Origin of the sequence: Sedimentisphaera salicampi (genome assembly GCF_002117005.1) — a bacterium.
In the GTDB taxonomy this organism is placed as follows: Bacteria; Planctomycetota; Phycisphaerae; order Sedimentisphaerales; family Sedimentisphaeraceae; genus Sedimentisphaera; species Sedimentisphaera salicampi.
Genome location: NZ_CP021023.1, coordinates 43831 through 67362, shown reverse-complemented (window position 1 = coordinate 67362; position 23532 = coordinate 43831). Strand labels below are relative to the sequence as shown.

Below are 23532 nucleotides of genomic sequence, written 5' to 3'. Positions count from 1 at the left end.
GAATATATAAACTCTAAACTCTATCGCCATCTCAGAAGGCCTTTTAACCTTACTTCATAACATCAGTATTCCACTTTACAAATTCAAGGCGAATTTTCAAGCTCATTAAAAAACTCAAAAAGGCTCGTCGAACCTATGAAGCTTTTAAAACTGCTTTAAAAAGGGCTTACAATTTTTTGCAAGCCCAATAAATCAAATAGTGTACTTTGTGTGTTAGAGTTTTGTTCGAATTTTACTCACTGAAAAAATCCAATATGAACATAAAATCCATCGGCTTAACCGGAACCTCATGCTCAGGCAGACGCTTCTTGGGCATATTCCCAACCCCTGCCTGACGGTAATCAAGGTGTAGATAAACCTTTTCGCCATCCTCAAGCTGGTCGGTATGATCTGCCTCTTTGATTTGCTTCTCGCTGTATGGAATAGCTGAAAATTCAAACAGGCTGCTCTCAAACACACCTGATTCGGGAGAATACATCTTCGCAGAGAAGCCTAAATTATCGGTATTGAAAACTCTCAGCCAGCGCAAACCGGTTCTGTTTCCGTATGCCTGCGGGGTTATGTAGGTTTCTTCCTCTTCTCCTGCCCGCTTATGGTAAATACCAACCGGAGCTGCGGCGAGGCGGTCTATATAGTTTTCCTGAGGGCCGCGGCCGTACCACTGAGCATTTACAAAGGATTTATCAAGCTCCATTATCCAGCCCACTCTCGGAAGCCCCCGCATATCAAACTTTTCAATATCTTCGAGAGGCTCGAGGCTAGTGTCAATAGAGAGCCTGCCGGAATCAGTAAGCCCGTAAATTATCCGCGTTTTGAAGTAATCTTTTTGCTTATAGCCGACAGTGCCTTTAGCTGAGAGTCTGCCGTCGGGTAATACAGTGCTCCCTTCAAGACTGAAATCCACATCGGGAAGCCCAGCCTTATGCCATTTCTCGGCATAGATTTCGAACGTTTTGCCCCAATTCTGGGTGTCGTTATCGATCTCAGCGCGCCAGAGCGATATCTCTGCCGGCGATTCGAGAACCTGTTTGCCCCTGAATTCAATTGAAGCAGGAAGGCCGCCTTCGATTTTTACCTTCAGTCCATTGGCTTGAGCCTGTGAATTCCGGAACCTAACAAGAACCATTTCTTTCAATTTTTCCGGCTCTCCGTCGCTTATCTTGATCTGCTCGAAAGCGATTTCGTGTCCTGCAGGAACAGCGGGCAGAGCTGTTTTGCGATGGAAGCTTAAGGTGATAAACGCCTCATCCTCCACAGCGGGAAGATTAACACTTATCTTTTGAGTTTGGAGCGGCTCTGCGCTGAGCTCCGGCAGCCTGCCTTTGGCAGCAACCTTTCCGTTTTCTTCAACTTTCCATCTGCCGTTAAATTCTGAGAGCGGGGTAAATCTGTGGCGGTTGACCACTTTAAATATTCCTTTTTCTGGGCTTACAGGCTCAACTGAAATGGGCTGATACACCTTCTTCACCTGCAGCAGCTTGGCGGATACGGAGCGGTCTGGATTTACTATTCCATTGATGCAGAAGTGCGACTGGTATGTTTTACCGCAGCGGAGGCCGTAATCCCAGAACGTGCGGCCGTTTTCTGTCATTGTCCAGCCCTGGTCTATCCAATCCCAGATAAATCCTCCTTGGAGCATTGGATAATCGGGGTTCCTGAAAAGATCCCACATATCCGCAAGCTGACCGAGCGAATTACCCATGCAGTGCGCCATTTCCTTGGCAATTCCGGGCTGGTTCAGGGTTTTATGCGCTTCAGAGAGCTCGGCAACATTGCTGTAGCTCGGGCAGCCAACCTGATTATTTCCTTTATTGCCTCTGCCGTCGTTAAATACCGCACGAGTCGGATCTTTTTCGAGGACCCAGTCATACATCTTTTGAACGTTAGGCCCATGGAAAAATTCATTCCCGAGAGACCAGAAAACCACAGAAGGATGATTCTTATCCCGCTCAACTACACCCTTGATTCTCATCATATGCGAGCCGAGCCATTCGGGCTTGTTTTCATGATGGTTTCGCCAGTGATTCTCAAGGCCTGCCTCATCCATCACCATAATTCCAAACTCATCGCAAATCTCGTAGAAACGCGGGTCGTCTGGGTAATGGCTTGTCCGCACTGCGTTTATGTTGCTTTTCTTCATCAGGCGGATATCAGCGAGCATTTCTTCTCTGCCGATAGCCTGAGCTTTCTCACCGTCCCATTCGTGGCGGTTTACGCCTCTTATCTCTACAGCCCTGCCGTTGAGCTTGAGCTGATTATCCTCTATGCTTACTGTGCGAAAACCAGTATTGCAGCCTATGGTTTCGAGCGTAGTGCCTTCTTTTACCAGCTCTACAACTGTTCTGTATAAATTCGGCTTCTCATCCGACCAGAGCTTCACTGAACCCAGCTTTGCTGAAGCCTTTGCCTGAGCCTCACCTCCTGCGGGGATTTCAGCAATTCTTATATTCCTTTTCGCCTCAACAATTTTTCCCGACTTGTCAAAAAGCATTGCGTTCATAGAAAGTCCAGAGCAGCTCGAGCCCGATTTGTTCCTCAGCTTTGCGGAAACCTGCCAGCTGCCCTGCGCGTCTGCCTTAACCCGCCAGTCTTCAATGTATGTTTCGGGTCTCATTGAGAGATACACATCGCGGAACAACCCGCTCAATCTCCAATGGTCGAAATTTTCGAGGTATATCCCGTCGCTTCGCCTGTAAACGATTACGGTGATATTATTATAGCCCGGCTTTAATTCTTCAGTTACATCGAATTCTATCGGCAAATAAGAACCCTCAGCATAGCCAACCTCTTCGCCGTTTACATAAGCATGCAAAGCGCTGCGCGCGCCTCCGAAGGCAAGCATAACCCTGCGCTCTTCAAGATCCACCGGTTCAAGATAACATTCCCTTCTGTAAATGCCAACTTCATCAGGCTCTACTCCGATCGTATGGTTTGAATATACAGGAAGGCCGTAGCCGTGTCTTTGCCAGTTTGACGGCACGGGCAATTTGTCCCAGCCGCTGTCGCTGAAGGAGGGGTTGGATACGCCGGAAGGGATATTCGATTTCGATTCAACCATCTTAAACTTCCAAGGCCCGTTAAATAGCTTAATCCTCTCAGACTCAAGATATCTCGAGGATACTGCTTCCTGCACATCCGCGCAGGGCGTTATAACTGAGTGAAACGGCTCGCAGCCCTCGCGGTTGATCTCCGGATTGTCGTAGGGCTGGGCAAAAGCAAAACAGGGTAACAGGAAAATAACGGTAAAAACGTGTTTAGCTGCTGAAATCTTCATTCGAGCTCCTTACTGTAATTAAGATTAAAATCTACCCGACCAGATTTTAATGTAAAGCACCATCAAGACAACACCATTTTTAACATTTTCCCCGCCAATTTGTAATTCGTCTGTTACAGTAATTTTGCAGAGTTGCGGACAGTTTAAATTTCTTATATAATAATAAAAGATTATTAAATTTTAATTAATGTTGGTTTTATGCGCTCAAAAATTAATGTCGGCTCTAAAATAAACGGAGAGCTTACTGAATACGTTGACCATTTGGTTCAGGGACACACCTCGTATTGCCAGAACACTGTCTCAGAGCTTCTCTCAAAGGGCTGGGGAGTTTTAGATATATTCGAAAATCTTTTTTACCCATCGATGGTTGTTGTGGGCGAGAGATGGGAAAAGAATGAGCTTTCAGTAGCTCAGGAACATATTGCAACCTGCATCACTGAAACGCTTATAACAGGCCTTTATCCAAAGATTATTCAGGAAAAAAGGGCTTTCTCAGGGCTTAAGGCCATAATAGCCTGCATAGAAAATGAACACCATCAGCTCGGAACCAAAATGATATCCTATCTGCTTGAACTTTGGGGGATTCAGGCGATTCACTTAGGAGCAGATGTTCCCAGAACAGACCTTATGATACTTACAAAGACGGAAAAACCGGATTTTATAATGTTCAGCATAACAATTTATTCAAATATGCCGATTTTTATAGAAACTGCCAAACAATTATACAGCATATCGCCTGAATCGGAAATAATAGCGGGCGGGCAGGCTTTTTATAATATGCAAAGCAGACTGAACCTTCCGAGGAATGCTAAGATATTCAAAACTCTAACTAATCTTAAAAATTACATTGATCTCAGGCTTGAAAAATAAAGGGATCCGATGACAAGAGAAGAACTGCTTCAGCAGGCAAGAAAAATCGAATCTGTAAGCGAAGAAACCAGCGCAGAAATGAAAAATAACAGCGAATTGCTTTTGAGCCTTATTAACAAAAATCTTTCCGAGAGAAATGATATTGAAAAATACATAGGCACAGGCAGCATTCAGATGATGAAAATAAATCACAAAAATCACATTGAGTTTATGTCATCAGTTATGAGTGAATACGACCCGAATGTATTCTCAGAAACTGTGCTCTGGGCGGTTCGCACATACATGGCAAGAGGATTCAAAAAGGAATACTGGCAGATACAGCTCAACGAATGGCTCAGGCTTTTCAAAGAAAATCTAAGCGAAAAAGCATTCAGAGAGATTTCCCCCTTCTACACCTTCATACTGAATAACTTGGACAATATTGTCGAGACAAACGAAGATGACAGCTGAATTCAGGATTTATTGCTTTCTCCCAGAACTTTCTTAACTGTTTCAAGCAGATTATCGCAGGAAAACGGCTTTTCGATAATTTCCTCAGCACCGAAAAAACTGGCGTCTTTCAGGGCATCCGAGGCGCGTACTACTCTCCCGCCCCCGGAAATAGCTATCGCCTTAACGTCCGGGGCCTGATTTTTTATATCCATCAGCGTGCCTATGCCTTCTTTGCCGGGCATTATGATATCGGTGATAACCAAATCCGGCGATTTTTCTCTGAAAAGCTCTACACCTTTATCTCCGTCAGAGGCTCCGAACACTTCATAGCCTGCATCTGCGAGAAATTCGGTTACCATTTCAAGAATCTGTGAGTCATCATCTATTACGAGAATTTTGGTCAATTTTTTACCCCGTCCTAATATTATATCCTTGGATTTTACTTCTCAATGTAAATAATGTGCGAAAGAATTTCAAACTGCATATATAACATTTGCAATATTAACCAAATGGGTTAAAATTGCAACAAAATAATAAAGTAATTTTTCTAAAAATAATTTGAACTTAAAGAAGTCTAAATACTTAATACTATGCTGGAAGCTGCTGTTTCTTGTTTCAGCCGCCGGGCTTATAGCCGGCGAAAACGGCAAATCCGACTTTTTGAACAAGACAGAAAAGCAATGGGTTGAAGAACATCCTGTTGTAAAAGTGGCCCCAGACAAGAACTTTGCGCCGATAGAATTTGTGGAAAACGGTGAAATTAAAGGTTTTTCGGGCGAATACCTCAGGATTATCTCAGAAAAAACCGGCCTAAAATTTAAAATCACACAAACAGACAACTGGGCTGAAACATTTGAAAGCGCAATAGAATGGCAATCCGATATGTTGAGCTCTGCTGCCTATACTGAAGACAGAAAGGAGCGTCTATTATTCAGCCGACCTTATGTAACCTTTCCAATCGGTATTTACACGCAGCTGGGCGGGCCATACATTACAAACTTACGGGAGCTAAACGGAGAGAGGGTTGCTGTTGTAAACGATTATGCCGTTGAAAATTGGCTGAGAAGAGACTATCCTGAAATAAAAATCGTAGAAACAGGCTCTGTTACAGATTCCTTCGAGAGGCTCAGCGAAGGCAAAGTTGAAGCTGTAATAGAAGATTTTCTTGTGGCCAAATACAATATAGCCAAGCACAATTTCAAGGGTATTAAAGCTGCCGGTGCAACGCCCTATCAATACAAAATCTGTTTCGGAGTTCGCAAAGACTGGCCTGAGCTTAGAGATATAATAAATAAAACCCTCGCCTCCCTTTCGAAGAATGAGACAGAGAGAATCAATAAAAAATGGGCAGAGTCTGCCATCATCCATCACATCAACATAAAGAGAGCTCGATTCTGGCTTTCAGTATCTGCGGGACTTGCGGCCTTTATCATAGCTCTGATTCTTGTCTGGAACAAACAGCTCAAATCAAGAGTTAAACAGAGAACCCGTGAACTCTCCGCAGAAAAGGAGAAATTCAAGACAATCCTTAACAGCGCTGGAGATGCTATATATGTACACAGAAAGGATGGAAAGCTGCTTTTATTCAACAATCAGGCAATGGATGATCTAGGATACACAGAAAAAGAGCTTGCAGGGCTCAATGTTAAAGATATAGATAACAATCTTGACGAACCCGTAGATGTGCAAAAAGCACTCGAGAAAACAGCTTATGGCAAAAATTTTGTATTTAGAACGGAAAACATAAGAAAGGACGGGAGCATTTTTCCCGCAGAAGTTAGGCTTGGGAGCTTTGAAATCGATGGTGAAAAGGTTTTTCTCGGGATTTCCCGCAATATTGAACAGCGTGAGAGGCAGCAGCGTGAGCAGGAAGCGATGGTAGAGCTTTTCAGGCTGGTAAACTGCAGGGAAAAGCTCAGCGAGTTAATCAAGGAATTTCTGCCCTACCTTAGAGATTGGGCAAAATGCGATGCAGCAGGAATCAGGCTCAAAAGGGGAGAGGACTATCCATACTACCATACTTTAGGCTTCTCTGAAGATTTTGTGCAAACTGAAAATTCTATCTGCCTGCTGAATAAAAAATACTGCCCAATTAGAGGGCAGGTAAGCGAACAAAAATACGCCTGCATGTGCGGATTAGTTGTGAGCGGGGATACAAACCGAGATACAGGAAACTTTACAAAATCGGGGAGTTTCTGGACGAACTCTTCAAGCGGCCTTATGGAAGCTATGGCGGAAAGCGGCTTTTCTGAAAACATAAGAGGAAGGTGCTGCACTGAAGGATTCGAATCCATTGCTCTGATTCCGCTCAGAGATGCTGGAGAGATTATCGGGCTTTTACAGCTTAACACAAGGGCCAAAAACAACTTTGACATTGAAACTGTCCGCTCTCTTGAACGGACTGCAGACAGTCTTGCATGCGTAATTTCCAGATACACCGCCCTTTCCTCACTTCGGGAAAGCAATAAGCGTTTTAAGCTGATTTACGAAAAAACGCTTCTGGGCTATCAATGTTTTGACACATACGGGATAATCAGAGAAGTTAACCCTGCCATGCTGTCAATCACCGGCTGCAGCAGAGAGGAGATGCTTGGGAAGGAGTTTTCGGATTTCTTAGATGAAAACTCAGCAAAATCATTCAAAAGATTCTTAAATTCCGGCAAAAGTGAAGTGAGAGGGCTTGGGCTTAAACTAAAATCCAAAACAGGAGAACACCTGTTCATAGAGATGGACTGGAGCGCTGAATTCTCCCGAGAGTACAGCATCGAAAATTATCACGCAATTATCAGAGACGTAACTGAAAGAAAGATAAATGAAGATAGAAACCGCAGGCTCTCTGAACAGCTCCATCAAAGGCAGAAACTTGAATCCCTGGGCACACTCGCCGGCGGAATAGCGCACGATTTCAACAATATATTAACCGCAATAATCGGACATGCCGGGCTGGCAAAGAAAAACTGCGGAGAAGACTCCCGTGCATACAAAAACATCAATCAGATACTTCAAGCATCTGACAGGGCGAAAAAGCTGGTGAATCAGATACTTACATTCAGCAGATCATCAGACTTGCAGAAAACAAGCATCTCTGTTTGTTCGATTATCGATGAGTGCCTGTCAATGATTAAGCCCTCTGTGCCGGAAAATGTACGGATTTCAAAGTTTATCAGAACCAGCAGAGACACAATCAGAGGCAATGAATCCCAGCTCCTGCAGATTATTTCAAACCTGATAACAAACTCAATACACGCTGTGGGGGAAAAGAACGGGCAAATCTATGTGATCCTTGAGGAAGCCAAGCTTGAAGAGCCTCTGGTTACTATAAACGGGAACCTCTCGCCCGGAACGTACATAAAGCTCACTGTAAGCGATAACGGCTGCGGGCTGGATGAGAATACCAAGGAAAAAATATTCGAGCCCTTCTTTACAACCAAACCAGTAAACAAAGGTACGGGAATGGGGCTCTCAGTGGTTCACGGAATAATAAGCAGCTTAGGCGGGCTGATTACCATAGACTCGCAATTGGGCAAAGGCACCGATTTTAATATATATTTCCCTCCGGCAGAAGAGCAGTGAGATCTTGATACAGCATTAAAACTGCAATTCAATAATCCGTAAATCAATCACTTTTTCATTTCAAGCCAAAGCAAAGAAACTTCTCTTAATTACTGCCACGCCTTTTCCTTTATGCTCTCAAGGATTTTGTATGCGCACTCAAGGGCAGCAAGCCCTTCTTCGGCTGTTACGATCGGTCTCCGGCGTTTTCCGGCGGCAGCCTCAAGAAAAGCAGACTGCTCAACTTTGAGCGGCTCTTTGTCTTCGATCTTGAGGTTTTCGATATTCAGAAGATCCGGCCAATTCACGTTTTCAAAGCTGAATCCCGGCTCCTTCTGCCTCTCTCTTATCCACTCAACCACATTAACATTCGGGGCCGTTTGAATTACAATACCCTCCTTGCGGAAATAATCGAGGCTCAGATACGCCTGCGAGCTGAAAATCCGAATCTTCCGCTCTGTTTTGAGGGCAAGCCTTGATGCAGTTACGTTGGCCATGCAGCCATTTTCGAAAACTATCCTCGTATTGCAGATGTCTTCATTCTGCCCGATAACATCAACGCCTACAGCATCCACGCTCTTAACCGGACTGCCCGCTATCGAGAGGATAATGTCTATATCGTGAATCATAACATCCAGCACAACGCCGATATCCGTTGAGCGGAAGGGATACGGGCTCACCCTGTTGGCCTCGATGAATCGGGGCTTTATCTCGAGCCTGTCCATCGCCTGCACAACAGGATTGCAGCGTTCGCTGTGTCCCACGGCAACTGTTACGCCTTTGGTGCGTGCGAGGCGGGCAATCTCCTCGCCCTGCTCCACGCTTGATGCCAGCGGCTTTTCTATAAGCACAGCGATTCCGTTTTTTATAAGGGGAGCAGCAATCTTCAGATGGCTGTCTGTCGGTGCGGCTATCGTTACCGCATCAACCTTCCCGATAAGCTCTTCAGGACTCGAAAGCGCTTCGCAGCCGTATTTTTCCGCAAGCTCGCCCGCCTTGGCCGAATCACTATCTACTACCGCTGCAAGCTCACTGAGCTCAAGCTCGCTGTATATCCTTGTATGCAGGCTGCCCATCTTGCCGGCGCCTATCACTGCTGTTTTTAATCTCGCCATATCAAATTCCTTTTGCCACGAAAGGCTGTTTTAAGTTCTTAATAGGAATCCAACCTTTTCTCTGCAACTTCTTTAAATTTCTTATCCAGCCGAGCTTTATAATATTTGCCAACTTCATCAAAGACTTCTAAAAGTTTAGAAAAAGTCCCGTTTCCGCCTATAAAATCCCAATATTGTTCGCCGATTAGAAAATCATTGCCCAAATCCATCATTCCAACTTCTGTAAAGCGGCTGTAAGGTTCAGGGTGATATGGATTGTAGGGGAATGCCAAATATACATTTACCCTTTCCCGTTTTCTGGCAACCCATTCCAAAAGCTTGGTTTTGCTCGCCTGAAAAACATCAATATTCGGCTTTACGGTTTTTATTTCAAAGAAATATTCTTCCCCATCTCTTTTCATATAAAAATCGGCTTCATTGCCCGATTTTTGAAATTCACCACCTTGAGCTGAGGCGGATAATACTTCCGAAATTTCATTTTCAATATTTGCGTCTCTGCTGCCGTTTCTTAGTTCATTTACTATAGAAGAAATCCTGTCTTTCTGCTCAGAAGCCAAAACCCCGCCAACTCCATATTTCTTGTAGGCCTCTTGCGATCTCTCAGAAGCAATTATAACAGAAACATCTTCGTAGATACTCATACCTAAAGTTGTGGCGATTGAGTGGATAAACGAATACGCTGCAATCTTCTCATTATCCTGAATAAGCCTTGCAAGAAAGGGCATTGAAACGGTTTCTCTGCCGTATCTGGAAAGTTTATTCTCTATTTTTTCCGAAAGCAGCTGTTTAATCTGCTCAACTTGATTATAAGAAAGCGCCAAACCCTATTTCTCCTTCATATGAAATATCGTTTCAGAATAAGCTGACCTGTCTTTTTCAACCCTGCTTAAAACTGGTCTTTTGAATTCTCTAACAATCCTCATCCCCGCCCTTTCGGCAATAGATCTGTACAGCCCATCCTTATCATTGGCTACTAAAAAAATATTGTAGTCTTCTTTAAGCACAGGCTTGGAATTCAGCAGAACTTCAGAAATCCCTTCTATATAAGAATCTCTGGCTTCTTTGCCACGCCCCTTGTATAAAGGGCCGATCTCCAAATCATCATTTCTTTCAAAACCGAAAAGATCGTATGCGTAGGCGTGCTGCTCATGATAATCAATCAGGCCTACGTACGGTGGACTTGAAAAAATTCCTGCAACGCCTTCTTCCTGAATGGATGCGGCTAATTTCGGAGCTTTGTCTTTCAAGTTTGAAACTATATCTATATTTCGGCTGTCGCCCACTAAACATCTCTGATAGGTGTCAGTTCTAAGGTTGGAAAATTTTTCCAGCCTGTCTATTGTGTCCTGCACGTATCTCTGCCACCAGCCCAGTATAGAAAACAGGGGCTTGCAAATCTTCCCGTGCTTCCTGCAGTAGTAAGTTTGAGTTATCGGGTCTTTGAGCGTGGCGAGGTCTGCGTGGGTTGTGGCCCTGCAGGAACGCATTGTTCTGCTGAGCACAAGCCCCAAAACTTTCTTGGTTTTGATATTTTCAATTCCCTTAACCTGCTCGAATACAAAATCCAACTCATTTCTTACAGGCTGGAGAAACCATTTTTCAAGGAAGGTATCTTCTTTAGGCTGCCTGAGCTGCAGATTATATTCATCAACAAGCTTGCTGTAAGTTTTCAGGAATTCTTCAGCCTTCTGCTTAGAATATTGTTTTTCATTTATTTCCCCTTTTCTGACTTTGAAACGAAACTGAGGGGACGGGAAATACTTATTATTAAACTCTTTGAGCTTTTCTAAAAGGTGCTGTTCGAAGGCTGCATTATTATTCTGCCTCTGAAACTCACTCAAATTTTTAGAGATTTTGGCCGCTTCAGCTTTTATATCCTCTAAATCAAAATGGCTGACCTTAACGTTGCTTATATAGGCATTGAACGCAGAAACATCAATCCCTATTGCGTTGATTCCAAGCTCATTTGCCTGCACAAGTGTTGTACCGCTCCCGCAGAACGGGTCTAAAACTATATCTCCGGGCTTGAAGTATGCCTCTTTCTTGAATTCATCAGTATGCTCATCCAAGAAATACTCCACTAACTGAGGTATAAACTTGCCCTTATACGGATGAAGCCGGTGTACATGCTTTGTTCTTTCAGATTCTTTGCAGTCTGAGAAAGAAAGATGCCAGTTTAAGTCCTGTCCGAGTTTCTGTTTCCAGCGATCTTCAGTTGTTGAAAAATGCTTTCTATAATAGGCCTGAAGCTCCAATTTATCAACAAGCACTCTGCCGTTATCGCCTCTCTTGGGTATCCTGCCGTACTGCACCAGATAAGAGATATTGGAAGGCGTAACATCTCTGCCCAAATGTTTTGACGCCCAAACACTTGCCTGTTTTATAGTTAATAGATTATCCATTGCCCCAGCGTTCCAATTCGCCTCTTTAATGCTGTTATTCTCAGTCTTGTCTTTTTGTTTCGAGGTATCTTCCGAAGCGGTGTTCGCTTGCGCGGCTGATGAATTCGATTATTTCTCTTTGCACGTCTTTAAGCGACTCATCGCCCACCATCTCGCGCACCTTTTCGAGAATCGGGCCGCCCTCTCTGTAAACCTTTTTGAAGATATCGGTTACAGATTTCTGCTCTTCCTGGCTGAGGCCTGCCCTTGCCATTCCGCGTCGATTCACAGTACGCACAACGCACGGATAATGTCCGCTTGCGGTCATAAACGGCGGGATATCGTGATTGATTCCTGTAAGTCCTGTGGCATATGCCCAGCGGCCTATCGTGCAGAACTGATGCACAGTTACGATACCGCTGAACCAGACGCCCCGCTGGAGCCAGCAGTGGCCTGAAATCTGCGAGTAGTTGCTCGTAACGATATCATCTTCAATAACGCAATCGTGGCCGATATGAACGCCAATCATAAGGAAATTCCGGCTGCCCACCTCAGTGCTAGAGCCTTCAAACATACCCGGGTGAATCGTAACCTGCTCTCTGATTATGTTGGAGTCTCCAATAACCAGCCGGCCGTATTTGTAATCGCTTGGCTTTCCGAAAATCTGCGGCCCGCAGCCTATGACCGCCTGCGGATAAACCACATTATCCTTGCCCATCACCACATTCTTTTCAACTATAACATTAGCTGAAAGCTTTGTATTGTCTCCAATTTCTGCGCCGCTTCCCACGAAACAGTTTGGCCCAATCACCACACCATCACCTATTTTGGCACCATCTTGAACTATTGCTGTTGGATGAATATTCGCATTATCCATAAACTCTGGTCCCCATTAAACATCGTCATCAATCAGCATAAATTTCAGCACGGCTTCAGCGGCAACTTTCCCATCCACCTTTGCCTGACATCTACACTGAGCGCTTCTTCTACGTACCTTCTCTGTTTCCGCAAGCAGCACGAGCTGGTCTCCCGGCACAACAGAACGCCTAATTTTTACATCATTCATTGTCATAAGCACTGCGAGCTTACCTGTATTTTCAAGTTTCTGAGCAAACAGAAGACCTGACACCTGAGCGAGAGCCTCCACAATGAGCACCCCTGGCATTATCGGGTTTGAGGGGAAATGCCCCTGGAAGAACAACTCGTTGAATGTTACGTTTTTAACCCCCACAATCTTTGAATCGTGCTCAATATCGACAATCTTGTCAACCAGCAGGAACGGGTATCTGTGGGGCAGGATCCGCTGGATGTTCCTGATATCGAGCAATGCATCTGTTCCGCGTTTTTTCTTTCTCTGCTGCTTTCGGGAGAGCTCGGAAATCTTGGCAGCGAGCTTTCTGTTGAGTTCGTGCCCGCTTCTCGAAGCCACAATCTTGCCCTTTATCCGAACGCCGGCAAGGACAAGGTCTCCGATAATATCCAGCACCTTATGCCTTACACACTCATCTTCGAAACGGAATTCATTGCTGATAGGGCCGTCCTCGCCGATCACAAGCACATCTTCAGGGGAGAGATGGCTGCCTATCCCATTTTTCTGAAATTCAACAGCCTCTTTCTCGAGCAGGAATGTTCTTGCAGGAGCTATTTCTCTCTGAAAGCTTTCCGGAGTAACCTCGAATGAAAACAGCTGCTTGCCTATAGCATCCACCTGATTGTAGTTCAAATCGAAGCTTACGGTATATTTCCCCTCCGCTCCAGGGAGTGCATAGATTGAGGCATCGTCTTCAACTATACCTATAGGCTCAGTTACCACGAATTCGTTCACATCTTTAGCAAGCTGCTTTATCCCTGCATTCTTCAGTGCCTCCATATAGCATGCAGCGCTGCCGTCGAGCCCGGGCAGTTCAGGCCCTGCAACCTCTATCACAAGATTATCGATTCCGAGTGCATAAACGGCCGCAAGGCAGTGCTCTGTTGTGCTGATTGTAACCTCGCCTTTGCCCAGAGCTGTTCTTCTGCTTGTTTCAATCAGAGAGCTGACGTGGGCTGGTATTTTCGTTGGCGAGGGGTTGTCTGTACGCACGAACACAATTCCCGTATCCGCCTCTGCCGGGATAAATTTCACTTCAACTGCGCTTCCGCTGAAGAGGCCTTTGCCGGAAAGTGAAGCCTCGTTTTTAATCGTTTTCTGTTTCATTGTTCAACCTTTTTTCCAGTGCTTTCAGCCTCTGCACAATCTCAGGAAGCTTGCCCACTAAAACCTGACTTTTAAGATACTTCGCTCTATCTATACCGTTAGGACCTGCAATTACCCTGCCTGATTCTAAGTTCTTAAGGGCAGTAGAAGTAGCACAGATTGTAACTTTATCGCCTAATTCAATGTTGTCTATTGCTCCGGAATTGCCTGCTAAAATGCAGCCGTCCCCCGTAACAGTGCTTCCGCCTATTCCAGACTGCCCCGCTATAAGGCAGCATTTGCCGACTTTTACATTATGCGCAATCTGGCAGAGGTTGTCTATCTTCGTGCCTGCTCCGATAACTGTATCTCCGAATTTCGCCCTGTCCACGCAGGAATTTGCCCCGATATCAACGAAATCTTCTATTACCACTCCGCCGTTATGGGGGATGAGCTTTGGCATCTGGTTTACCGGACGATACCCGTATCCTGTCGCTCCAATTACAGTTCCAGCGTGAATCAAGCAATTTCTGCCGATTCTTGTTCGGGGATACAAAACGCAGTTGGAATCAATAACGGTATTTTCGCCAATCTCACATGGCCCCTGAATCTTAACGCCGGCTTTAACTACCGCACCATCAGCGATCTTAACATCGCCCCGCACCAGCACAAAATCCCCTATATACGCCTTAGAGCTGATTTTGGCATTCTCATCAACCGCTGCGGTGGGCTCTATTTTCGGCTCAAAGGCCGGCTCTAAAGCAAACATCTCGAGAACCTTTATCAAGGCTTCGTTGACATCTTTGACTGCAAACTGGAGCTTGTCCGGAATATCTTTCCGCATTTCAGGAACAATAACACCGCCTGCAGAACTGCCTGCAAGGCGCTTAAGGTGTTTGCCGTCGGCGAAAGTAAGCTTGTTTTCGTCAGCTAGGTCTATGCTGGTAATGCCGGTGAATTCCTTGTCAGGGCTGCCTGAAAACTGGGCGTCTAAGGCCTGGGCTATTCGGCCGGCTGTAAATTTTTTACTCATTTGCTGCGTTGATCAAGCCTTTCAATTATCTCATCTGTAATATCTATGTGAGGCGCATAATAAATCACTTTATGGGTTTTTATTATGCCCGAAAGCTCCTGAGAATCTCTTGAGGGTAGTTTGAGCTGGTCGCGGTCTATGAGGATTTCAATATTTTTCTCTTTGCACACCTCTTTTGAAACGGCCACTATCTCAAGATAGAGCTGTTCCATAATCTCGCGGTTTTCTTTCACAAGCGATTCCTGAAGGTGCTTTTTTCTTGCCTCTGCAACGGCTGTTTTCTCCATAACCTTCTGCTTGAGGTCTTCGTATTCTTCCGAATCGGGCTTGCGGGTTTTCATATCCGCCCTGAGAGAATCTATCTCAGCCTTGTACTGCTCAAGCTCAGAAAGGGCATTTTCCTTTTCCTTCTGGAGGCCTGAATCGAGCTGATTGGCATATTCGCTGCTGTCTATCACCTCCGGAATGCTTACTACAGCCGTTCCTGATGGAGCTGAATTGTCTAGACCGTCAACTCTGCTCGCAGAGAGAGAAATAACTGCTGCTGATACCGCTAAAATGCTCAAAAATAATCTTTTACTCATTTGTAATAATCTCCATTTTAATCTAAATTCGCATATTCGGGCTTAGTATAATGATTAAGGGCAAAAAAGCAAAACCGAACAATTAAACCAATCCGCTTTTTACCTCGCAGATCTAACGCATACATCAAGATTTTATTCTCTAATAAGCTTAGTCTCAATCAGCTTCGCTGCTCTTTCTTTCACTGCCTTTGATATCAAGCGGAATAGGTAAATCTGATGAACGGAAATGCAAATCTGTCTGGGGGAACGCTATTTCAATCTTTTCTTCTCTGAATCTCTTGTCAATCCTGCTGTTTATCTGATGCCATACATCAAGATACTGGGCTATTGAGCTGATATATACCCTGAGCTCAAGGTCTAGACTGCTGGAGCCAAAGCCCTTGAATATCACCCTCGGAGCAGGTTTAGTATCTATAACATCCGGATGGCGTTTTGCAATATCGAGAAGGGTTTTCTCGGCCTTCTGAACATCGGAGCCGTATGCCACACCCACGGGGAACTCTATCCGCAGTGTGGTGTCAGAAAGACTCCAGTTTACCAGTCTTCCAGTGATGAATTCCTTATTGGGCACAACGAGCTCTTTCTCATCCCACTTTCGGATTGTAGTAGCGCGTATCTTAATCTTCGAAACTCGCCCACTAACATCTCCAATTGTTATAGTATCACCAACCCTGATAGGCTGTTCGAAAAGTATTATTAGGCCTGATATGAAGTTTGCGAATATCTCCTGCAGGCCGAAACCGAGACCTACCATCACAGCAGCCACAAGCCACTGCACCGTTGACCAGCGAATCCCCAGCACAAAGCACGTATATACAATGCCTATGATAAAGAGCAGATACCTGCAGAGCGTTGTTATCGCAAAGCTTGCAGCGGAATTTATAGGCAGCTTTTGGAGCACCATAATCTCCAAGAGCCCGGGTACGTTCCTCGTTAGAACGAGTGTTATTATGAAAATTACAATCGCTTTGAATAAGCTTCCCAAGCTGATTATGATAATCTCGCCCTGAGCATCTGTAGTTTGAGAGAGCTGGATATTTTCGAGAGCCTCAAGGGCCGGAAGCGTGCTTTTCCATATCCACCATACACCGAGAACTACCAAAAGCGTGGATACAAATTTGATTACACTCCTTGCCTGATCGGAGATGGTGGAGATAGTATTGCCGGCCTGCTGCGCCATATTTACAGACTGAGTCTGCTCTGTATCACTTTGAGCCTCCTCGATTGTCTGCTCCTTGAGCCTGTCTAACTGCTGGATTGCAAGGCGTCTTCTGGTTACAAGCAGGCTTCTTTTCAGAAGAGCCGTGAGGAAGAAAACAGTAACAAGAAGTGCAAAGGTGTACATAAGCTCCTGATGGAGATGCATTGCTGCATAGCCGTAGCCGATGATGGAGAGTATGCAGAATGAAAAAGGAACGAGTATTGCAATCGTGAATAAGAGATATTTGAGCTTATCAAGCCAGCTTCCTTCGTGTTTTTCAAGCCAGCTTCGAATAATCGTACCCTTCGGGTTCAAAACTGTTATTAGAAATACAATTACCGACGCCTGCTGGATAAGAAATATAATCCGCCGGCAGGCATCCTGACCAGCCTTTGTATCCTCACCGAGCTGGAAAGAATAATACAGGAAGGCAGCGGGAATCAGTATAGAAAAGAACCACACTAAATTAGCGCTGAAAGTCTGCAGAGCTTCTTCATTCATCCCGAAATGTGAACCGAGGCCGCAGGGTTTTGTGAAAAACCGCATTATTCCAAAGGCAAATGCCAAATACGAAGCATGGAAAAGCCCTTCAGCAAAATATGCGAAATACTCATAGTTTGCAGAATTCTCAAGCAGACGCCAGCCGAGGAAAACCATTGCCAAAGGAATCGCTGATGCGCAAAAAAGCATAACTGCAACCTCACGGAGCGTATAAACAAAGCGGTCTTCCGTGATTTTCTGCACCTTCTGCGAATCGGCCTTCGCTGTTTTTATAAGCTTAGGCCTTGAGAATATCAGCAAGAGGAAAGCAATGCCGGCGATTATGTAGTAATGGGGACGTTTCATAAAATCGCTGACAATAACACCGAGCATCCTTGCAGGATTGTTGTTTTGAGCGAATGCCTTTACACCTGAAATAATCTTGGCTATTTCGCTTTTCTGCACAGGCGAGGAGCTCTTCACCCACAAAATGCTTTTATTGATATAGCTGCGGTATTTTTCTACCGTTTTGACCAGCGAGCGTTCGCTCATATCAAGCTGGGCAAGGGCAGTGATGTGATCCATATAGTAATCTGCGATTTTTCGAACGATTTTCCGTCTGTCTCTGAGCAGGTTTTCGGCCTCCTCCTTTACCGAAGCGTAGTTGGGCATATCCTCGCTTACGCTGTTTTCTTCGAGCAGTCTTTCTGCATGGGCCTCAGTTTCCGCAAGATCTGCCCACCTCCTGTCGTACTGACTCCATTTGAGCTGAATAGTGGAGGTTTTGGCCACCCTCTCGCTTATCTGCCTCTTATGCTGGCGAACATCCTTGAGGTTGTTCTTCTTGGCCATGAGCAAAACGCCCATTGCGCTTGTGATTTTGCCCGCCTTGTCTATCTGCTCCTGAAGGCTGCTGAAATCCTGAGAGAGGTTTTCCACCTCAAGCTGAATCTCCTTTAAGTAGCTGTTTGTCTGTTCGATATCCTTTACAAGCTCAGACTGCTGTTTGGCAAGCTCCACATTCTCATTTGCGAGCTCCTGCACGAGCGGATGAGATCTCTGAGACTGCTGAACAGCCTTTTTGGCCTCTTGCTTGGCACGCTCAGCCTCCTTCTTCCTCGCCTGGCTCAGGGCATCCTGCCAAAACTTCACCTGCTTTTCGTATTTGCTCAATTTTGCGGCAGCAAGATCTCTACGCAAGGCGAGAATCTCGCTGGTGGCCTCGTATGCCTTGAGCTCCTCTGCAAGAGAATCAAGCTTTGCTCCCTGGGCCTTTAGCTTGGCCTTCAGGAGCATTCGATTGGCCTCTATGAGCTTGTCCTGCTCAGATTCAGCAGGAAGCTGACTGAGCTTTTCATTCAGCTCTGCTATAGATTCCTGAATCTGTTTTCTCTGCTCGGGTATCTGGGTTCGCCTTTCCGCACGTCTTTTAGGTTCGTTTTCAAGCTTGGTGCTGGTTTCCCTTGCACTTTCAAGGTTCATATTCGCTTCTGTGAGTCGGGTTTCCAGTTCAGAGGCGCTTTTATCCTCAGCGGAAAGCTCTGCAGATTCTTCTTTAAGTTTTTCCAGCTCCTTCTTTACCTTCTCAAGCTCTGCAGCGGCATTCTTCTGCATATTCGAGAAGGATTCCTTCTCAGCCTGATACTGCTTGAAGAGCTCTGCCTGCTCAAGAATGCTGTCGTAAATCTCAAGATATTTACTCTTCTCCTCCTCCTCCATTTCCTTATTCTCAGAAATCCGCTGTCTGGCCTGCTCAATCTGCTTTACATCAACGCTCCAAGCCTCCTCAGGCTCGGCCTTAACCTCTTCAGGCGGTGCCTCGGCCTGAGTCTCTTTGGCTGGGCTCTTTTCTTCAGCAAAAGACGCCCCCTGAATAAGCAGAAATGCAGCGATGAGGAGCTTAATAAAAATAGAATTATTGTAGGCTGTTTTATGCATCTATACCCTCTGCAATCCTTAAAGATAAAATTTTACCTGCCGCAGTATTTTAACAGATTGTAAACAAAACTTCTACATTGAATTGAAAAGATGCTGCCCTGCTTATGCGAGTTTTTTGATAAGACATTTATCTTACCAGCCGCCAATCGCTGCTAATTATTCACTGATATTTTCAGGATTTAGACGTTTAGGACTAAGGAGGGCAAATCAGACGCAGAATGCGGGAACGGGAATCTGCGATGAATGTTGCAGGCAAAAGCCGGCGATCGCTTTCTGAGGCAGATATTCTGAAAACAAATTGACAGCGTTAAGAGTTGATAGATAATCCGGCTGGTCAAATTGTTTACAGGAGCAATAATTGCAGATTTTCATAACAACATTTGAAGCAGTGGCCGCATTGCTCTTAATCGGGCTTACGGGCTTTTTTCTGATAATTCGAAAAGTGATTCCGGAGAAGGCAATCAGCGTTCTTGCAACGATCGCTGTGGACGTGGCGCTGCCTGCGCTTGTATTCTCGAAGATAATCACCTCCTTTAATCCGGAGGATATGCCGGACTGGTGGACAAGGCCTCTATGGTGGGCTGGCTTTATGATTGCGGGGATAATTGCAGCATTCCTGCTTTCGTTTGCCGCTAAGAAAAGCTTCAGGGAGGAATTCCGCTCGGGGCTGGTGTTCAATAATGCCGTTTTCTTTCCGCTTGCGATTATTACGGGCGTTTTTTCGGATGAAAATCCGCTGGTTACAGAGCTTTTCCTTTTTACTCTGCTGTTCCCGCCGTTCTATTTTGCGGCTGTGAATCTCTTTTTTCACGGCAGCAGAAACGCCAAAATCCCGCTCTCCAAGATATTCAACCCCGTGCTCATCGCAACCCTAATCGCCCTTACGCTCGTGCTTACCGGGCTGGCGGAGTTTGTGCCGCAGTTTGCTGTGCACGCCCTCAAGCTCACAGGCCGAACCGCAGCACCGCTGCTTATGATGATCCTCGGCGGGAGCATCTATATCGATTTCAGGGATAAGGGCGAATTCAAACTCGCAGAATCGGTGAAGTTTACCATTGCCAAAAACATCATTTTCCCGCTTATCGCCCTTGCGGCCGTTTTCTTCCTGAATATCCCGAAGCCGGTGGGGTTTATGATTGTGCTTCAGGCTGCTGTGCCGCCGATAACTTCGCTTTCTGTTATGACTGAACGCTGCGGCGGCGAGAGACACATTACAAATCAGTTTATCTTCACAAGCTTTATGGCCTCTATAATAACCATCCCAGCATTCATTATGCTATACGACCTGCTAATCGGCCTCAACGGAATGGAGTAAATGAAAACAATTAAGATTCCTGGCTAAGCACAGCCTTGATATCTATCAAATGCTGCTGAGTAAATCGTATAGTCGGGACGGTATCACTTTCGCTAAGAGTTATAGAAACTTCTAAATCGTTATCATCTAACGATAAAAGTTTATCTCTGAGCTCTTTCAATTCGCCGTTCCTGCCCTTTTTTATAAACTCTTTATATTTGGCAGCGCAAACAGGGCAAAGGGCAAGATATGGGGCTTCATGCTCTTTTTTGATTATATCGTTATCAAATGCTTCAACTGCTTCAAAATAATAATCATTATATTTTTTCTTCGGCATTTCCTCTTTGCATATTTGACACACTAAAAAATCATCAATGTTTGTATACTGATCTGATAAATACGATTTAGGGTCAGAAGAAGACCTTGAAATCCTCTGGCTTATCTCAACCATTTTGTATTCCTTCACTGGAGCTGAATTATAATCATCTATGATTTTATTCATACGCCTTTCGCAATTGTAGGCTTTTCTTTCAGGGAATTCAACAGTGCCTGATGAATGGGAGGTAATAGAGCTGACTTGAGTATTACCACTGGGTATTAACTTTTTTAATTGAGATAATGAAATGCCATATTTATCTTTTAAGATTTTTTCAAACTCTTCTTCTTTGCGTTTTTCCTGATGGCGTTTTTTTTCTTCTTCATATAAAGTTTTTCCAAATTCTACGACTTCTAGCCAATTATTTTTGGGATAATCACATAAATCTTCAGGCAACATTTCCTTTGAAGCTTCTCTTGGCAAAACAAAGGTAAAACCATTTTTAGTTTTTTGAGGAACCCAAGAATTATCCGAGGCTGGCTTCAATATAGCAGAAGCTCTGAACTTTTTGACAATCTCGCCATCCACAACTTTAGGCTTATACGATCTTTCAAAATTATATCTTCCGTCTGGTCTTGACCATTCATAAAGAGCCTCACTGGACAAATTAGAAATAAACCTCCATAACAATTTCGCCAATGCCAAACTTTTTACAGATTCGAATATATATTCAGTCATAGATCTATCTCGTGTTTCAACATAAAAATGTTTATATTCAGAACCTTCGTCCTTAAAGACTTCTAAATCGGTTTTGCAACCAGCTTTGTTTGCAAAAACAAACAGTTCAGATTCACTGCAATTCAATAAATCAGTCATTTCATAAGGCAACTTATGTTTTTTTGCAACTTCATTTCGATACTGCTCAGTATTTGAAAATGAATACTTGTCTGAATATTTTTTTAATAAATTAAAATATTCGCTTAAGCCTGTTTCCGACAAGGGACTATCAATAAAAATCTCTGATGGCTTGCACCATGTGTCTTCATTAACCTTAAATATGTAATACTTACTGAACAAATCTTTAAGATAATTACGATTATACCTGTCTTCTTGTGTCAATTCCATGAAAAGCTTAAGATCCTTCGCGTAATGTTTGTTATCAATAGCTAAATCAGGGCGATCGTATTTATCTTCAAGAATATTTTTTACAAGCTCTTCAAAAACAAATTCCTGCACACCAAAATTACGCAGTAAAATTTCATTCGCTTCCCTTTTGGCGGGATTTTCATCATTTATTACTTCATCATTTATGAAATAACGCCCCTCATTCAATTCATAATCCGTGTTTTTAAAATAGCACACACTACCAGATTTGTATTCCCAATCTTGCGTTAGAATAATCGGAATTTCTTGTAACTTCCCATTTATTATTACAGGTTCTTCTTTACTTTTAGTAGCCTTATAGATTAAGTCGTATAATTTAAGATGGTCAGCTGGAACCTTTTTTTCCATAATCTCAATAAGCTTGGGCAATTTTTCGGGATTGAAAGCTATAATTAACAAATTAGCAGGAGTAAAAGATGAAACGTCTAACATACTTAAAAAATCGTTAATTTTGGGTGGACTTTTAACCCAGAGAGGTTTTTTACTGCTGCAATCCTGCAGACCAGCTAAATCAGCATCTGAAATCAAGCCACCCATCTCTTCAGAGCCTCGGTAAACATCCCCAGCCTTTGAATACCCACCAGCTCTCATAGGCAGCAATTCTTTTTCATCAAATTCTTCAATCAGCCTTTCTCTAATAGGCTCATAAAAATCTTCTATAGCCATTTTAGAGGAAGGTAAGATCGACAGGAAATCGATATCGAGCATTTTTAATTTTTTAATATCGGCCATTTTTTCAGCAATCAAATCTGCCAAATACTCAACCAATCTTTCATTTTCCTCACAGTCTCGGACGCTGTCCCTTGCTACAGTTGATGCGAATGGGGCATGAATCTGAAATTTCAGCCCGGTTGTTTCCTTAACTGCTGGAAAATATATTGATACTCCTGCGTCTTCATAGGGTACTATCTTGTATCTGGTGGCCTTAACTCCCTTCTTGTTTTCTGTTTCTATTTTTTCGAGTTTATAGGCAACTGCAACAGTGCAGTTTTTTGTTCCCCCCTTCTCATCTTCTACAGGAATGTCTTTTTTCTGGAATCTGAGCCAGTAATCTGTTGATATCTCATCATTTATTTCTCGGGAAAGCCTTAGGATGTTGTCTTTCCCCATTTCACTCTTGAGACTGCCTTCTATGCGTTCTTCTGAATCAATGTAGAAGTTAATGCTTTTGATATTAGTTAAGAACAGAAGCGTATTTTCTTTCAAATCGTACAAGCCTTTTTCTATTTCCTGAAACGCTTTTTCATTAGGTTTATAAGGATTATTGAAAGGGAATTCAAAAACAGTCTCATTGCCGATCCCCTTCCTCTCAAGCACCTGTTCGGGAACTACAAGATCACTAATTTGAAAATTATAATCCTTTGAATAGACGCGAGGAGTATTTGTATAAGAGAATACAGCCTTGAAACCTACCCCAAATTCTCCTATGGCTGTTGCATCAGATGATTTCGTACTTTTTCCTATGCTGGTAATAGATTCTACATCATTATAATCAAACTGCCTTCTCCCGTTATGCCTTACTATAAGTTTATCGGCATATAAGTTGAAATTAATACTTGAAGCCTGAGCGTCTTCTGCGTTCTGCAGTAATTCATATATGAAATGCGCATTATCAGGATAAAGCTCCCTTAAGAGATTTGTGATACCCTCTTCAAAACCATTCTCACGGTTTGCCTCAACCCAATTCTTACGTTTTGCAGTCAAATCTTCAAAAGACTTCAT

General features: G+C 44.0%; 15 protein-coding genes. 4 read left to right on the top strand and 11 right to left on the bottom strand.

Going from position 1 to position 23532, the window contains the following annotated elements; genetic code table 11:
• Positions 1-232: 232 nt before the first annotated feature.
• Positions 233-3274: a glycoside hydrolase family 2 TIM barrel-domain containing protein gene (locus STSP1_RS00220; RefSeq protein WP_085754416.1), complete on the bottom strand. Its 3042-nt coding sequence runs from the start codon at positions 3272-3274 to the stop codon at positions 233-235.
• 198 nt (positions 3275-3472) lie between these two features.
• On the opposite strand from STSP1_RS00220, the gene STSP1_RS00215 reads away from it, so the two are divergent.
• Positions 3473-4144 carry a cobalamin B12-binding domain-containing protein gene (locus tag STSP1_RS00215; protein ID WP_085754415.1) on the top strand — a complete coding sequence of 224 codons (672 nt, stop codon included), beginning with the start codon at positions 3473-3475 and terminating at the stop codon, positions 4142-4144.
• A 9-nt stretch (positions 4145-4153) separates the two neighbouring features.
• A complete protein-coding gene (locus STSP1_RS00210; protein ID WP_085754414.1) occupies positions 4154-4594 on the top strand; it encodes a hypothetical protein in 441 nt (146 codons plus the stop codon).
• 2 nt (positions 4595-4596) lie between these two features.
• Here the strand turns inward: STSP1_RS00210 and STSP1_RS00205 are convergent, their stop codons facing one another.
• On the bottom strand, positions 4597-4980 hold the full coding sequence (locus STSP1_RS00205; protein WP_085754413.1) for a response regulator: 384 nt from the start codon (positions 4978-4980) through the stop codon (positions 4597-4599).
• Positions 4981-5134: 154 nt separating this feature from the next.
• On the opposite strand from STSP1_RS00205, the gene STSP1_RS00200 reads away from it, so the two are divergent.
• Positions 5135-8149 carry a PAS domain S-box protein gene (locus STSP1_RS00200; RefSeq protein ID WP_085754412.1) on the top strand — a complete coding sequence of 1005 codons (3015 nt, stop codon included), beginning with the start codon at positions 5135-5137 and terminating at the stop codon, positions 8147-8149.
• Between the two features lie 89 nt (positions 8150-8238).
• Here STSP1_RS00200 and STSP1_RS00195 read toward each other — a convergent pair whose 3' ends face one another.
• The 8 genes from STSP1_RS00195 to STSP1_RS00160 all read right to left on the bottom strand — a co-directional run bounded on the left by STSP1_RS00195 (position 8239) and on the right by STSP1_RS00160 (position 19036).
• Positions 8239-9243: a Gfo/Idh/MocA family protein gene (locus STSP1_RS00195; protein WP_085754411.1), complete on the bottom strand. Its 1005-nt coding sequence runs from the start codon at positions 9241-9243 to the stop codon at positions 8239-8241.
• A 38-nt stretch (positions 9244-9281) separates the two neighbouring features.
• The gene (locus tag STSP1_RS00190) at positions 9282-10064 is read right to left on the bottom strand and encodes a TdeIII family type II restriction endonuclease (protein WP_085754410.1); all 783 of its coding nucleotides are present in this window, start codon (positions 10062-10064) and stop codon (positions 9282-9284) included.
• Positions 10065-10067: 3 nt separating this feature from the next.
• Positions 10068-11645, bottom strand: a complete 1578-nt coding sequence (locus STSP1_RS00185) for a DNA methyltransferase (RefSeq protein WP_085754409.1) — start codon at positions 11643-11645, stop codon at positions 10068-10070.
• Positions 11646-11685: 40 nt separating this feature from the next.
• Positions 11686-12501, bottom strand: coding sequence for an acyl-ACP--UDP-N-acetylglucosamine O-acyltransferase (gene lpxA / locus STSP1_RS00180; RefSeq protein ID WP_085754408.1), 816 nt, complete (start codon positions 12499-12501; stop codon positions 11686-11688).
• A 15-nt stretch (positions 12502-12516) separates the two neighbouring features.
• Positions 12517-13821, bottom strand: a complete 1305-nt coding sequence (lpxC, locus tag STSP1_RS00175; protein ID WP_085754407.1) for a UDP-3-O-acyl-N-acetylglucosamine deacetylase — start codon at positions 13819-13821, stop codon at positions 12517-12519.
• Positions 13802-14833 (bottom strand): UDP-3-O-(3-hydroxymyristoyl)glucosamine N-acyltransferase, encoded by a 1032-nt coding sequence (lpxD, locus tag STSP1_RS00170; protein ID WP_085754406.1) that lies wholly within the window; start codon positions 14831-14833, stop codon positions 13802-13804. Before lpxD ends, lpxC begins: the two co-directional genes overlap by 20 nt.
• Positions 14830-15417: an OmpH/Skp family outer membrane protein gene (locus STSP1_RS00165; protein ID WP_085754405.1), complete on the bottom strand. Its 588-nt coding sequence runs from the start codon at positions 15415-15417 to the stop codon at positions 14830-14832. The genes lpxD and STSP1_RS00165 overlap by 4 nt, the downstream gene beginning before the upstream one ends.
• 154 nt (positions 15418-15571) lie before the next feature.
• Positions 15572-19036: a mechanosensitive ion channel domain-containing protein gene (locus STSP1_RS00160; RefSeq protein WP_085754404.1), complete on the bottom strand. Its 3465-nt coding sequence runs from the start codon at positions 19034-19036 to the stop codon at positions 15572-15574.
• Between the two features lie 358 nt (positions 19037-19394).
• Between STSP1_RS00160 and STSP1_RS00155 the strand changes: the two genes are divergently transcribed.
• On the top strand, positions 19395-20351 hold the full coding sequence (locus STSP1_RS00155; RefSeq protein WP_085754403.1) for an AEC family transporter: 957 nt from the start codon (positions 19395-19397) through the stop codon (positions 20349-20351).
• Between the two features lie 10 nt (positions 20352-20361).
• Here the strand turns inward: STSP1_RS00155 and STSP1_RS00150 are convergent, their stop codons facing one another.
• Positions 20362-23532 (bottom strand): sacsin N-terminal ATP-binding-like domain-containing protein, encoded by a 3171-nt coding sequence (locus tag STSP1_RS00150; RefSeq protein WP_085754402.1) that lies wholly within the window; start codon positions 23530-23532, stop codon positions 20362-20364.